The organism is Microbacterium sp. NPDC060132 (assembly GCF_042729675.1).
Classification (GTDB): Bacteria; Actinomycetota; Actinomycetes; order Actinomycetales; family Microbacteriaceae; genus Microbacterium; species Microbacterium sufflavum.
This window is the reverse complement of the sequence record NZ_JBHWXU010000001.1, coordinates 1,597,166-1,610,206: the sequence shown is the minus strand read 5'-3', so window position 1 is coordinate 1,610,206 and position 13,041 is coordinate 1,597,166. Positions and strand designations below refer to the sequence as shown.

The window sequence follows — 13,041 nt, the reverse complement described above, 5'->3', positions numbered from 1 at the left end:
TCCCGGTGGGGTCGGTGGGGCGGGTGCGGGTCAGCGGAGGGCGGCGGGGTAGCGGCCGGACGCGGTCTCGTTCGAGATGCCGGCGGCGTCGAACCCGGTGTCGACGCTCACGCGCAGACGGTCGGTGCGCACGGATGCGCGGGAGAAGTCGATGGGCTGTCCGCCCTGGTCGTACGCGACGGCCTCGACGACGACGATCGGGTGTCCCGGCTCCACTTCGAGCAGCCTGGCCAGCATGCGGTCGGCGGACACGGCCTCGATCGTGCGGTGCATGCGCGCGATGCGCACCCCGGTGACCCGGGTGATGGCGGCGTACAGGCTCGCGCGCGGGTCCCGCAGGTCGGGCAGCACCCCGGCGAACCGCGTCGGGAGGTAGTTGATCACGTGCACGGCCGTGCGAGCGCCGACGGCACGCACGCGCTCCAGCACGAAGCCCATGCCGTCGGCGGAGTCGCGTCCGACGACCGCGGCCGCCCACGACGGCAGCGGCTCGATGCCCGCGCGGAGGATCTCCGAGCTCAGGGCGCTGCGGCCGTCTTCGCTGTATTCGCCCAGCAGGCTGGGGGCCGAGGGCAGCGTCCAGGCGGAGGGGCCCTGCGCGCGCTCGACGAAGGCGCCCTTGCCCTGCTGGCGGGAGATGATCCCGGCGGTCTCCAGCCGCGACAGCGCGTCGCGGACCGAGGTGCGGGAGGCGGCGAAGTGGGCGCGCAGCTCGTTCTCGCTGGGCAGGCGGTCGCCCGGACCCCAGGTGCCGTCGGCGATCTGCGCCTCGACGGCGCGCATGATCTGGAACCAGATGGGTGCCGTCGACGTGCGGTCGAGCGGCGGCAGGGTGAGCGGGGACATTCCGGCCTCTTCGGTGAGCGGGTGCGGAGACCTCGGCGTCTCCGAGCCGGACGACTCCTGTCCGGACATGTATCGATCATCGCGGAGCACATGTCTCCTCTGAAGAGACAAGTCAGAACTTCGCCGCCGCGATCCCCTCCCGGCTCTTTATACGTGCGCGATCAGGCGTTTCCTTGCGTCACCCTGTATCGACGACCGTGCTCGTCCCGCCCGGCCCCGCCCACTCGACCCTCCCCGTCGATACAAGTCCTCCCCCGTCCGCGTCTCGTCACCCCTCGGCGACCCCCACCCCCTCCCGTGAGGCGGGATCGAAAGCGCGCCTCCGACGTCTCCGCGGCGCGCGTTCGATCCCGCATGCGGCGGGCGGATGCGGCGGGGGCGACGGGGTGAGATCAGAGCGCGAGGTGAAGTCGCAGCGCCTCGTCGAGCGCGCCCATCAGCTCCGCAGGCACCCAGCCGACGGGGCGCACGATGCGGGCCACGGCGATGGTGCGCACCTGCTCGGCCTGCGCCTTGCTGTCTCGGTCGAGGCCGGTCGCGGCAGCGGGCAGCAGCACCTGGAAGGGCCACACGCGCTCCGTCGCCGTGGTGAGCGGCACCACGGTGACCGTGGCGCCCGGGCGACGGATCGCCACCGCGTTGGCGGTGTTGTTGCTCACCACGACCGCCGGCCGCGTCTTGCGCGCCTCGGAACCGATGCCCGGGTCGAACGAGGCGAGGACGATCTGGCCGCGGCGGAGCAGCGCGACCGCGGTGTCACTCACGCCGAAGCCAGGCCATCGTCGGCGGCGGAGTCCCACTCCTCGTCGTACCCCTCGCCGTAGGCCTCGGCATAGGCGTCGGCGAGCCGGCTCTCGCGGAGGAGCCGAACCGCGTCCTGGATCGCCGCCGACCGGGACGGGTAGCGGCCCTCGAGCGTCTGCGCGTCAAGGAAGGCGAGGTCGCCGTCCGGCAGACTCAGGCTGATCTTCGCGGTGCTCACGCGGCCATCCTACCCCGGTAGGACCACGGGTACCACCGTCCGCATGCCCGGTGCGGGACGGAAAACGCACCCCGGCGCCTTCCGGGGCGCACTTTCGATCCCGGACGCGCACCCCCGGGCCCGCCGCCCGGAGGCGGGATGGAAAACGCACCCCCGAATGGCTCCGGAGGTGCGTTTTCGATCCCGCGCGGGGGCGCAGGCGGGCTGGGGGTGGGGTCAGCGCTTGCCGGCGATCTGACGGCCGACGATCTCGCGCATGATCTCGTTCGTCCCGCCGTAGATGCGGTGCACGCGCGCGTCGAGGAACGCCCGCGCGATGGGGTACTCGGTGATGTAGCCGTAGCCGCCGTGCAGCTGCACCCCGGCGTCGAGCACCTCCCACTCGCGCTCGGTCGCCCAGAACTTGACCTTCGCGGCCTCCTCGGCCGACAGCTTGCCGTCCTTGTAGGCCAGCAGCGCGCGGTCGATGTAGGCCCACAGCGCGTCGACCGTGGTGGCCATGTCGGCGATCTGGAAGCGGCTGTTCTGGAAGTCGATGATCCGCTCGCCGAACGCCTCGCGGTCGCGGGTGTACGCCACGGTCCAGTCGAGGGCGGCCTGCGCGGCGGCGGCACCGGCGACCCCGATCGACAGGCGCTCGAGCGGCAGGTTCATCATCAGCTGGATGAAGCCCTTGCCCTCGACGCCGCCGATGAGGTTCTCCTCCGGCACGAACACGTCGCTGAACGACAGCTCGGCGGTGTCGTGCCCGTGGAAGCCCATCTTGCTGAGCTTCTTGCCGTGCTCGAAGCCCTCCATGCCGTCTTCGATCAGCACGAGGCTGAAGGCGTCGGGGCGGTTGCCCTCGCCGGTCTTGACGAACGTGACGACCAGGTCGGCCGTGGCGCCGGACGAGATGAACGTCTTCGCGCCGTTCACGAGGTACCCGCCGTCGACCTTCTTGGCGGTGGTCTTGATGCCGCGCAGGTCGGAGCCGGCGCCCGGCTCGGTCATGGCGAGCGCACCGACGACCTCGCCGGTGGCCATGCGCGGCAGCCACTTCTGCTTCTGCTCCTGCGTGCCCATGTGCACGAGGTACGGCACGGCCAGGTCGTCCTGGATGCCGAAGGCTCCGGCGAGAGAGCCGGCGCCGGCGGCGATGACCTCTTCGTTCACGATCGCGCGGAAGCGGTAGTCCTGCAGCATGCCCGCGCCGCCGAACTCCTCGGGGACCGACAGGCCGATGATGCCCGCCTCACCCGCGGCGCGCATGGTGTCGCGGTCGACCTCTCCCGCGGCGTCCCACTTCTCGATCGCCTCGCCCGTCACGTGGCGCTTGACGAAATCCTTGACGAGGTCCCGGAAAGCCTCGTGGTCCTCTTCGTAGATGTCGCGTTCCATGCCGTCCTCCCGAACGTGTCGTGCCTCATTGCTCCGGCGATTCTACGGCCGACGGCGGGCCCGGCAGGGGACATTGTGAGAATGCATCCCACGGATCGTGACACTCGGTACCGGGGTTGTGGGAAGCCTCAATCGGCTCATCGACGGCGCGCCGGGACGCGGCGGGATCGCCGACCGGGAGACTCGGGGGCATGCAGGAAGTCTGGCCGTACATCACCGCCCTGTGGTTCACCGTCGCGCTCCTTGCCGGAGGATTCGCCCGCACGCGGGGGCGCTCGGCGTGGGTGTGGTTCCTGCTGACGCTGTTCACCGGACCGATCGCGGCGTTCCTCCTCGTCGTCTGGCCATCCGTCGAGACGCGCAGCCCGCGCTGAGGGCAGCCGGGCGTCAGTGCGCGTAGTCGGGCGCCGCGGGCAGCCCGAAGAACTCCTCGAGCGTGTGATACCCGCCCTCGTGGTACGCCGCCGCGAGGTCGACGCCGACGTACCGCAGGTGCCACGGCTCGGGCGCGTAGCCGGTCACGGGCGTGCCGACGTCTTCGTAGCGCACGATGAAGCCGAACTCCCAGGCGTGCGCGGCGACCCAGTCGCTCTGGCCCGTGCCGCCGAACCCGTCGAGGCCGCCGCAGCCCGCATCGCACGCCACCACATCCAGCGCCAGGCCGGTCTGGTGCTCGCTGTGCCCGGGGCGCGCCGAGCCGGCGTCGGCCTCGGCCTGCCCCTGGGCACGGACGTGCGAGTCGTAGGTCGAGACCTGGAGCCCGTACGAGCGGTAGCCGTTGTTCGCGCCCAGCCGCCCGACGCCTGCCGCCTGAGCGGCATCGGCCATCGCGCCGACGGCGGCGGCCACGTCGGGGCGCACGAGGCCGGAGGGCGTGGTCATCTGCAGGGGCACGGCGTCGAGGAGCGCCGGCTCGTAGTCGGCCGGGGTCAGCGGAAGACCCTTGTTCACGACGACCCAGACACGGGCGGGGTCGGTCAGCGAGATGCACGGCGCGTTGCCTGCCACCACCGCCTCGCGGAACGCCGCACCGCCACCGAACCCGGCGATCGTCGCCGCGTCGTCACCGTTCGCGATGGCCTGCTGCACCCCGGGCTCGGCGCACGGGTCGGCCGCGGGGATCGCCGCCGACCGCACCGCCGGCACCTGCGCGACCGCGACGGGCCGCGGCATCGCGTCGGCCGCCGACGAGGGGAGCACGGGCGTCGAGGCGATCGAGAACAGCACGCCGAGCGCGGCGACGGCCAGCCCCACGGGCAGCGCGGGACCGGAGATCGGGGAGCGCGGAGCCGCATGCTGGGCAAGCGGCGGAACGGTCATTGCCTCATTCTCTCATTCGAAGATCTCTGCGACGCCGGCTTGTGCTTTCTTCGTCTTTCTGTTCGAATGAGGGGATGCGGTGGCAGGGGCAGAAGCTGGGCGACGTCGACGAGGCGGCGCTGCCCGGGCTGGAGGAGCGCAGCGGCGTGCTGCGCACCGTGAAGACCCCGGCGTTCGAGGGCATGACCTTCCATGAGGTGCTGTCGAAGTCGGCCCTCAACCACGTGCCCGGCGCCTCGCGCATGCCGTTCGCCTGGACCATCAACCCCTACCGCGGCTGCTCTCATGCCTGCACTTACTGTTTCGCCCGCGGCACGCACGAGTACCTCGACCTCGACGGCGGCGCCGACTTCGACTCGCAGATCGTGGTCAAGGTCAACGTGGTCGAGGTGCTGGAGCGAGAGCTGCGGCGGGGCAGCTGGAACCACGAGACCGTGGCGCTCGGCACGAACACCGATCCGTACCAGCGCGCGGAGGGCCGCTACGCCCTCATGCCCGGCATCATCCAGGCGCTCGCGACCTCGGGCACGCCGATCTCGATCCTCACCAAGGGCACGCTGATCCGCCGCGACATCCCCCTGCTGGTGAAGGCGGCCGAGCGGGTGCCGGTCGACGTGCAGATGTCGATCGCGATGTACGACGACGCCCTGCAGAAGGCGATCGAGCCGGGAGCGCCCACCACCCAGGCGCGGCTCGACACGGTGCGCGCCCTGGCCGATGCCGGGTTCCCCGTGACCGTGTTCCTCATGCCGATCCTGCCGCACCTCACCGACTCGGTGGAGGCGATCGACACCGGCCTCCGCCGCATCAAGGAGTCGGGGGCACGCACCGTCATCTACGGGGCGCTGCATCTGCGGCCGGGGGTCAAGCCGTGGTTCTTCGAGTGGCTCGAGCGCACGCGCCCCGACCTCGTGTCGTCGTACCGCGGGCTGTACCCCGGCGCGTCGGTCGAAGCCCCCAAGCCGTACCGCCAGTGGCTGGCACGGCGGGTGCGACCGCTCATCCGCCTGCACGGCCTCGACGCCCGGCACGAAGACGACTACCCCCGCCGCGGGTTCCGGCCGGGGCAGGGGCACACCGCGTCGAGCACGCCACCGGCCGGCACGGTCGCCTTCCGACAGACCGGGCCCGCCGCGACACCCCCGCAGCCGATGCTGTTCTGAGCCGTCCGGTCGGGAGGGCCTCCGGGGCCGCGTAGGCTCGGGGATCATGGCGATCGGTTCCACCCTCCACACGTTCGACGTGCAGCTCGCCGACACCGATCGCGGGGTCTACGACGACTACTCGCTGCGGGTGGCGCGGCACCCCTCCGAGACCGACGCCTACATGCTCACGCGGGTGCTGGCGTACGGGCTCGAGTTCGGCGAGGGCATCGCGTTCGGCGGCAGCGTGTCCGACACCGAGGAGCCCGCGGTGCTCGTGCGCGACCTCACCGGGCGGATCGTCACCTGGATCGAGGTCGGCGCGCCCGACGCGGAGCGCCTGCACCACGCCAGCCGTCTCGCCGAGCGCACCGTGGTGTACACGCACCGCGACCCCGCGAAGGTGATGGCGCCGTGGGCGGACAAACGCATCCATCGCGCCGAGGACATCCGCGTCCACAGCTTCGACCCCGGGTTCATCGACACCGCGACGCCGCACCTGGAGCGCCGCAACACCCTGACCCTCACCGTGACGGAGCGCGTGCTCTACCTCGACCTCAACGGCACGAGCCTGGCGACCGCGCTGCACGAGCACGAGCTCGGCTGACACCCCGGGTGATACCGGGGTGCGAAGCGCGGAAAGGCCCCGGAGACCGAGGTCTCCGGGGCCTTTCAGATCCGAAGGCGATCAGGCGGTGAGGTCGGCCGTCGACGGCTGACGCCCGGCGATCTCCTCGATCACGTCGTCGTCCAGGCGGGCGTTCTCGAACGGCGCCTCGATCTCGGCACGCTCCAGCAGCTCGTTCATGCGACGTTGGCGCTGACGCGTGATCAGCGTCACCACGCGACCCGAGCGACCGGCGCGGCCCGTGCGACCCGACCGGTGCAGGTAGGTCTTGTACTCGTCGGGGGCGTCGGCCTGCACGACCAGGTCGATGTCGTCGACGTGGATGCCGCGCGCCGCGACGTCGGTCGCCACGAGCACGTTCACGCGACCCGAGGTGAGCTTCTCCAGGTTGCGCGTGCGCTTGGCCTGGTTCAGGTCGCCGTGCAGCGACACCGCGGGGATGCCGGCGTCGTCGAACTGCTCCGCCAGCATCTCGGCGTAGGCGCGGGTGCGGGCGAACACGAGCGTCTTGCCCTCGCGGTCGACGAGCGACGTGAGGATGTCGGCCTTGTCGCGGTGCTCGATCACCAGCACCCGGTGCTCGATCGTGCTCGACTCCTGGTCCTCCCCGGCGACCTCGTACACGGCCGGGTCCACGAGGAACTCGTCGACGAGCGCGGCGACCTCGCGGTCGAGCGTCGCGGAGAACAGCAGCTTCTGGCTGCCCTCGGCGGTGCGGCGGAGGATGCGCTGCACGGGCTCGACGAACCCGAGCTCGCACATGTGGTCGGCCTCGTCCAGCACCGCGATGCGGCAGTCGGACAGGTCGAGCTTGCCCTGGTTCATCAGATCCTCGACGCGTCCGGGCGTGCCGATCACGATGTCGACGCCCTTCTTGAGCGCACCCACCTGGCGGCCCTGCGGCACGCCGCCGTAGATCTGCGTGGTGAACAGTCCGACGCTGCGGGCGATCGGCTGGATCGTGCGGTCGATCTGCAGCGCGAGCTCGCGCGTCGGGGCGAGGATGATCGCGCGCGGGGCACGACCGAACTCGCGGCGCTTGCCCGCCTGCGACTGGAGCACGCGCTCCACGAGCGGCGCGCCGAACGCGATGGTCTTGCCGGAGCCGGTGCGACCCCGGGCGAGCACGTCGCGCCCCTCCAGCACGGCCGGGATGCTGGCCGCCTGGATCGGGAAGGGCGTCTCGGCGCCGAGGTTCTTCAGCGTCTCGGTGATGTTCGAGCCAAGCCCGAGGTCGGCGAAGGTCACGTTCTCGACCTCGACGGCCTGCACGGCCTGCGCTTCGAGGCGCTCGTGCACCACGTCGGCGCCCGGGGTGAAGGCGTCCTTGGGCTTGGCGTTCCAGTCGCTGCGGCTGGGGCGCTCCTCCCGGCGCGGACGCTCGGTGCGGTAGGCGCCACCGGTCGAGGCGCGGGGACGCTCCCGCTCCCCGTCGAACGCGCGCTGCGTGCGGTCGCGGTCGAAGGCCCGGCGGGCGCGGTCGGCGTCGTACGAGCGCTCGGGGCGCGACGCGCCGCGGTCGTTCGAGCGGCCCCGGTCGTCGCGGTCGTCGCGGCGCGGACGCTCGTCGCGGTCGAACCGCGGGCGGTCCGCACCCCGGTCGGCGTAGCGCGGACGGTCGCCGCGACGGTCGTCGAACCGCCCGGCGCCGCGGTCGTCACGGCGGTCGGTCGAGCGGGCCCGGTCGTCACGGTCGTACCGGGGACGGTCGCCGCGGTCGGTCGAGCGGGCCCGGTCGTCGCGGTCGTACCGCGGACGGTCGCCGCGGCGGTCGTCGAACCGCGGGCGCCCGCCGTCACGGTGGTCGTTGTCGCGGAAGCCCTGACGCTGCTGGCCGCCGCGGTCGTCACGGCGGTCGTCGAAGCGGCCCGCACCGCGGTCGTCGCGGTAGGTGCGGGGACCGGTGGGGCGCTGGCCGCCGCGGTCGTCACGGCGGTGCGGCGCCTCGCGGCGACCGGACTCGGCGCGGTTGCGGATGCCGCGGGCCTCGTCGCGGCCCGCGCGCTCCTGCGAGGTCCAGCGGCGCTTGGGCGCGCCCGACTCGGTCTCCTCCGGGCGGTAGCCGCGGTGGTTGGGGCTGCGGCTGCCGGGGCGACGGTCGTAGCCGGCGGTCGAGCGGCGGTCGCCCGCGTCGGCCCTGGTACCGCGCTCGTCGCGCGCACCGTCACGGGCGGGCGCACCGCGGTGCCGCTCGTGGAAGGAGGTCTTCTTGGCGCCGTAGCGCGGCTCGAAGTTGGCGGCGGCGCGGCCGCCCCTGGGCTTCTTGTTCTTGGGCATGCGGGGGGTGTCCTTCTGCGTTCTCGCACGAGAACAGCGCTGCGCACGCGCGCGAGCACTCCGACGGATGCGGAGTTCCGGACGATCTGCGGCCGGGGCCATTCCTGTGATGGTTGATTCACGTCGATCGACGTTCACCATCGGCCCCTGGACTCACACTTCACACACTGAAAAACGTCCGCGCCCTGCGCGGGTGTCCGAAGCCGACCATGCCAGTGTACCGGCCGACCCTGGGAGCGACCCGCGCCCCACTACGATGACGGGGTGACCCCCGTCTCCCCCACCGGCCTCCAGGTGCACCTCGGACTCGGCGAGGTGACAGCGCAGATCGCCCAGGTCGGCGCGTCGCTGCGCTCCCTCCGCATCGGCGAGGTCGACCTCGTGCCCCCGTACCCGCTCGACGCCCCCACCCCGTCGTGCTCCGGCGTCGTGCTCGTCCCCTGGCCCAACCGCATCCGCGACGGCCGCTGGGACGACGAGGGCACGGTCCGCCAGCTCACGGTCTCCGAGCCCAAGACGGCCAATGCCAGCCACGGCCTGCTCCGCTTCACGCCGTACGCGGTCGAGCAGACCGACGCCGCGGCGACCCTGCGCGCCACGGTGTATCCGCAGACGGGTTACCCGTATCTGCTCGAGACCTCGGTCGCCTACGTGCTCACCGCCGACGGCATCGAGGTCACGCACACCATCACGAACTGGTCGGAGTCCGCGGCGCCGGTCGCGCTCGGCACGCACCCGTTCGTGACGATCGGCGACGTCGACCCGCACGAGCTGGTGCTGCGGGTTCCCGCGCAGACCGCCTTCGAGACCGACGACCGCCTGCTTCCGGTCGGCACCCGGCCCGCCGATCCGGCGCTGCGCACGGGGCTGCGCCTGGGCGATGCGACGCTCGACACCGGGCTGACCGATCTCGACCGCGACGCCGACGGCCGCGTGCGCCACACCCTCACCGCGCCCGACGGCCGCACCGTCACGCTGTGGCAGGGCGAGGGCTTCGACGTCGCCCAGGTGTACACGGCGCGGAACTACCCCGGCACGCCGCTCGCCGTCGCGATCGAACCGATGACGGCCCCCGCCGACGCGTTCAACAGCGGGATCGGCCTGCGCCGCCTGGCTCAGGGCGAGACCTGGACGCTGGAGTGGGGCATCACGTTCGGCTGAGGCCGACGCACCTCCTCCGATCCGCGCGCGAAGGGCCCCGATCCCCATCGTCTGATGTGCATCGGGGCCCTTTCCGCGGAGTCGTGGCGCGCTCTACTCGCCGTGGTGGTCGCGCAGCTCGCGGCGACTGACCGGCGTGCCGTCCGCGTGGACCGTGGCTCCCGCGATGACGGGCTGCGCGGCCGCTCCGGTGGGCGCGACGGGTGACGCCGGGGCGTCCGGACCGGAACCGTCGTCGCCCGTGCCGCCGTCGCCCCGCCGTGCGCGACGCCGCTCCTTCGCGCCCTCGACGAGGTTGTACAGCGTCGGCAGCACGATCAGGGTGAGCACGGTCGAGGAGATGAGTCCGCCGATCACGACGATCGCGAGCGGCTGCGAGATGAACCCGCCGTGACCCGTGATACCGAGCGCCATCGGCGTCAGCGCGAGGATCGTGGCGAGCGCGGTCATCAGGATGGGGCGCAGACGCTTCTCGCCTCCCGCCATCACCGCGTCAGCGGTCGACAGCCCCTTCTCTCGGTACTGGTTGACGAGGTCGACCAGCACGATCGCGTTCGTGACCACGATGCCGATCAGCATCAGCACGCCGATCAGCGAGGCCACGCCCAGGGGCACGCCCGTCACGATCTGCAGCAGGATGGCGCCGGTCGCCGCGAACGGCACCGACACGAGCAGCAGCAGCGGCTGGCGCAGCGACTTGAAGGTCGCGACCATCACCACGTACACGATCAGGATGGCCGCGAGCATCGCGAGACCCAGCTGCGAGAACGAGTCGGCCTGCTGCGAGGCGACACCGCCGACCTCGGCCGAAGCACCGTCGGGCAGGTCGACCGCGGCGATGGCGGCGCTCACCGACTGCGTGGCCACCGCGAGGTTGTCCGACGCGGGCGGGACCGTGACCGTCGCGGTCCGGCGGCCCTGCTCGGTCGTGATCGAGGTGGGGCCGTTGCGCTGCTCGACCGTCGCGATGTCCTGCAGGGGCACGATGCCCGCGGCGGTCGGGATGGCGAGCTGCTGCAGCGCCTCCACGGTCGTCGGCGGCGCGGGGTTCACGAGGTACACCGTGAGAGCGGTGTCGTCGATCTCGACCGACCCGATCTGCTGCGGGCGCATGGTGTTCGACACGATCGAGCCCACCGCGACCTCCGACAGCCCGACCTGGGCCGCGGCCTCCCGGTCGACCACGACCGCGATGTAGGGCAGCGCCTCGGCGAGGTTGTCGGTCACCTGGCCGATGCCGTCGCGCCCGTCGAGCTCCTCCACCAGCGCGGAGGTGGCGGTGGCGAGGTCGTCGCCGTTCGAGGCGGTGACGGTGATCTCGATGTCGCTGGAGCCGAAGCCGGCGGAGGAGGCCACGGTGACGTCTCCGACCTCGTCCCCGAGGCCGTCGATCGCGTCCTGCACCTCGGCGCGCAGCTTCTCCTGGTCGGCGTCGCCGTCGGTGAGCACCGAGTAGGTGATGCCGGCGCCGCCGGAGAAGGCGTCGCGCAGGGCGGAGCCGCTCGACCCGATCGAGGCCTGCACGTGCTCGATGCCGTCGATGTCGAGCAGCGCCTCCTCCACGGGCGCTGCCGCGTCGGACTTCGCCTCCAGGCTCGCGGTCGGCCCGAGATCCTGCGTCACCGTCATGGTGTTCTGCCCGGAGTCGCTGAGGAAGTTCACCTTCATGAGCGGGGCCGCGGCGAGCGTCGCGCCGAGCACGACCACCGCGAGGACCACCGTGAGTCCGGAATGCTTCAGCGTCCAGCCGAGGATCGGCCGGTAGCCGCGCTGCAGCGCCGTCGGCGGCGCGTCGGGGTGCTCGGGGTCGATCGCGTTCCCGTGCTCGTCGAGCAGCGGCTTGCCGGGCTTGAGGAACCAGTACGCGAGCACCGGCACGATCGTGAGCGCGACGAGCAGCGACGCCACCATCGCGATCGTCACGGTCATCGCGAACGGCCGGAACAGCTCGCCGACCATGTCGCCGACGAACACGATCGGCAGGAACACCGCCACGGTCGTGATCGTCGACGCGGTGATCGCCGCGGCGACCTCTCGCACCGCGAGCCGGATCGCATCGCCCTTGTCGGCGTCGCCGACGTAGTGCCTCTTGATGTTCTCGATCACCACGATCGAGTCGTCGACCACACGGCCGATCGCGATCGTCAGCGCCCCGAGGGTCAGCACGTTGAGCGAGTAGCCGAACGCCTGCAGCCCGATGAACGTGATGAGCACGGAGGTCGGGATCGAGATCGCCGTGACCAGGGTCGAGCGCACCGAGAGCAGGAACACGAGGATCACGAGCACGGCCATCACGAGGCCGAGCAGGCCCTCGGTGGCGAGCGTGTCGATGGACTGCACGATGAACGGCGCCTGGTCGAACACGACCGTGAACTCCGCGTCGGGCAGTGCCTTGCCGATCTCGTCGAGCGCGGCGATCACGCCCTGCGACACCTCGACCGTGTTGGCGGCGGGCAGCTTGGTGATCGAGATCGACAGCGCATCCTTCCCGTCCACGCGGGAGATCGAGGTGACCGGGTCGGACGCCTGGGTGACGGTCGCGACGTCGCCGATCGTGAGGGAGGTGCCGACGAGGGGCAGCGCGGCGATCTCGTCGACCGAGGCGATCTTGGCCCCGGTCTGCACGGTCAGCGTCTCGCCGTTCTCGGTGATGTCACCACCGGGGAACAGCGTGCCGTTCTGCTGCAGGGCCGAGCTGATCGCCTGCGTGCTCTGCCCCTCCGCGGCCAGGCGGCCCACGTCGGGTGTGATGGTGATGCGCTGGCCGACCCCGCCGACGATCTCGGCCGCGTTGACGCCGTCCACGTCCTCCAGGTCGGGGATGGCGACGCTCTCGAGCTGGGCCTGCGCGTTGTCGGCGTCGTCGAAGCCGGTCACGGCCACCTGGATCACCGGGAAGTCGTCGATCGACACCGACAGCACCTGCGGCGTGACGTCCTCCGGCAGCTGCGAGGAGATGCGGTTGATCGCCTGCTGGATCTTCTGTTCGGCCGTGGCGAGGTTCGTCCCGTACGCGAACATCGCCTGCACGATGGACGCATTGGTCGTGCTGGTCGCGGTGGTCGACTCCAGGTCGGGCACGCCCTGGATCGCGGACTCGATCGGGGTGGAGACGTCGTTCTCGACCACCTCGGGCGAGGCGCCGGGGTACGTCGTCATGACCACGAGCGCGGGCAGCTCGAGCGAGGGGATCAGCTCCTGCTTGAGGTTGGTGAGCGCGAGCCCGCCGAACACGGCCGCGACGATCGTCACGAGCGCGATGAGGGCGCGGTTCTTCAGGCTGAGGATGGCGAGTTTCGACAAGG

General features: G+C 71.6%; 11 protein-coding genes. 4 read left to right on the top strand and 7 right to left on the bottom strand.

Annotated elements, in window-relative coordinates:
- Positions 1 to 30: 30 nt before the first annotated feature.
- From ACFWCH_RS07935 to ACFWCH_RS07920, 4 genes are all read right to left on the bottom strand, one after another.
- Entirely contained in the window at positions 31 to 846 is an 816-nt protein-coding gene (locus ACFWCH_RS07935; RefSeq protein ID WP_378803299.1) for a GntR family transcriptional regulator, read from the bottom strand.
- A 392-nt stretch (positions 847 to 1,238) separates the two neighbouring features.
- Positions 1,239 to 1,610 (bottom strand): type II toxin-antitoxin system PemK/MazF family toxin, encoded by a 372-nt coding sequence (locus tag ACFWCH_RS07930; RefSeq protein WP_378803298.1) that lies wholly within the window; start codon positions 1,608 to 1,610, stop codon positions 1,239 to 1,241.
- Entirely contained in the window at positions 1,607 to 1,828 is a 222-nt protein-coding gene (locus ACFWCH_RS07925) for a ribbon-helix-helix domain-containing protein (protein ID WP_136034005.1), read from the bottom strand. The genes ACFWCH_RS07930 and ACFWCH_RS07925 overlap by 4 nt, the downstream gene beginning before the upstream one ends.
- Before the next feature lie 216 nt (positions 1,829 to 2,044).
- On the bottom strand, positions 2,045 to 3,208 hold the full coding sequence (locus ACFWCH_RS07920) for an acyl-CoA dehydrogenase family protein (RefSeq protein WP_136036768.1): 1,164 nt from the start codon (positions 3,206 to 3,208) through the stop codon (positions 2,045 to 2,047).
- A 191-nt stretch (positions 3,209 to 3,399) separates the two neighbouring features.
- Between ACFWCH_RS07920 and ACFWCH_RS07915 the strand changes: the two genes are divergently transcribed.
- Positions 3,400 to 3,582: a hypothetical protein gene (locus ACFWCH_RS07915; RefSeq protein ID WP_136034009.1), complete on the top strand. Its 183-nt coding sequence runs from the start codon at positions 3,400 to 3,402 to the stop codon at positions 3,580 to 3,582.
- Between the two features lie 13 nt (positions 3,583 to 3,595).
- Here the strand turns inward: ACFWCH_RS07915 and ACFWCH_RS07910 are convergent, their stop codons facing one another.
- Positions 3,596 to 4,528: a M15 family metallopeptidase gene (locus tag ACFWCH_RS07910; protein ID WP_378803297.1), complete on the bottom strand. Its 933-nt coding sequence runs from the start codon at positions 4,526 to 4,528 to the stop codon at positions 3,596 to 3,598.
- A gap of 74 nt (positions 4,529 to 4,602) precedes the next feature.
- On the opposite strand from ACFWCH_RS07910, the gene ACFWCH_RS07905 reads away from it, so the two are divergent.
- Together ACFWCH_RS07905 and ACFWCH_RS07900 are read left to right on the top strand one after the other, a co-directional pair.
- Positions 4,603 to 5,691: an Rv2578c family radical SAM protein gene (locus ACFWCH_RS07905; RefSeq protein ID WP_378803296.1), complete on the top strand. Its 1,089-nt coding sequence runs from the start codon at positions 4,603 to 4,605 to the stop codon at positions 5,689 to 5,691.
- Between the two features lie 46 nt (positions 5,692 to 5,737).
- Entirely contained in the window at positions 5,738 to 6,277 is a 540-nt protein-coding gene (locus ACFWCH_RS07900; protein ID WP_136034015.1) for a YaeQ family protein, read from the top strand.
- Between the two features lie 81 nt (positions 6,278 to 6,358).
- Here ACFWCH_RS07900 and ACFWCH_RS07895 read toward each other — a convergent pair whose 3' ends face one another.
- Positions 6,359 to 8,575 (bottom strand): DEAD/DEAH box helicase, encoded by a 2,217-nt coding sequence (locus ACFWCH_RS07895; RefSeq protein ID WP_378803295.1) that lies wholly within the window; start codon positions 8,573 to 8,575, stop codon positions 6,359 to 6,361.
- 264 nt (positions 8,576 to 8,839) lie between these two features.
- Here ACFWCH_RS07895 and ACFWCH_RS07890 point away from each other — a divergent pair, with 264 nt between their 5' ends.
- Positions 8,840 to 9,736: an aldose 1-epimerase family protein gene (locus tag ACFWCH_RS07890; RefSeq protein WP_247638272.1), complete on the top strand. Its 897-nt coding sequence runs from the start codon at positions 8,840 to 8,842 to the stop codon at positions 9,734 to 9,736.
- A gap of 93 nt (positions 9,737 to 9,829) precedes the next feature.
- Here ACFWCH_RS07890 and ACFWCH_RS07885 read toward each other — a convergent pair whose 3' ends face one another.
- The gene (locus ACFWCH_RS07885; RefSeq protein WP_378803294.1) at positions 9,830 to 13,039 is read right to left on the bottom strand and encodes an efflux RND transporter permease subunit; all 3,210 of its coding nucleotides are present in this window, start codon (positions 13,037 to 13,039) and stop codon (positions 9,830 to 9,832) included.
- Between the last annotated feature and the right edge of the window lie 2 nt (positions 13,040 to 13,041).

Excerpts from the sequence above, each read along its gene's own strand:
- ACFWCH_RS07905 (WP_378803296.1), top strand. The coding sequence starts at position 4,603 with ATGCGGTGGCAGGGGCAGAAGCTGGGCGACGTCGACGAGGCGGCGCTG.
- ACFWCH_RS07900 (WP_136034015.1), top strand. The coding sequence starts at position 5,738 with ATGGCGATCGGTTCCACCCTCCACACGTTCGACGTGCAGCTCGCCGAC.
- ACFWCH_RS07920 (WP_136036768.1), bottom strand. The coding sequence starts at position 3,208 with ATGGAACGCGACATCTACGAAGAGGACCACGAGGCTTTCCGGGACCTC.
- ACFWCH_RS07935 (WP_378803299.1), bottom strand. The coding sequence starts at position 846 with ATGTCCCCGCTCACCCTGCCGCCGCTCGACCGCACGTCGACGGCACCC.
- ACFWCH_RS07915 (WP_136034009.1), top strand. The coding sequence starts at position 3,400 with ATGCAGGAAGTCTGGCCGTACATCACCGCCCTGTGGTTCACCGTCGCG.
- ACFWCH_RS07895 (WP_378803295.1), bottom strand. The coding sequence starts at position 8,575 with ATGCCCAAGAACAAGAAGCCCAGGGGCGGCCGCGCCGCCGCCAACTTC.
- ACFWCH_RS07910 (WP_378803297.1), bottom strand. The coding sequence starts at position 4,528 with ATGACCGTTCCGCCGCTTGCCCAGCATGCGGCTCCGCGCTCCCCGATC.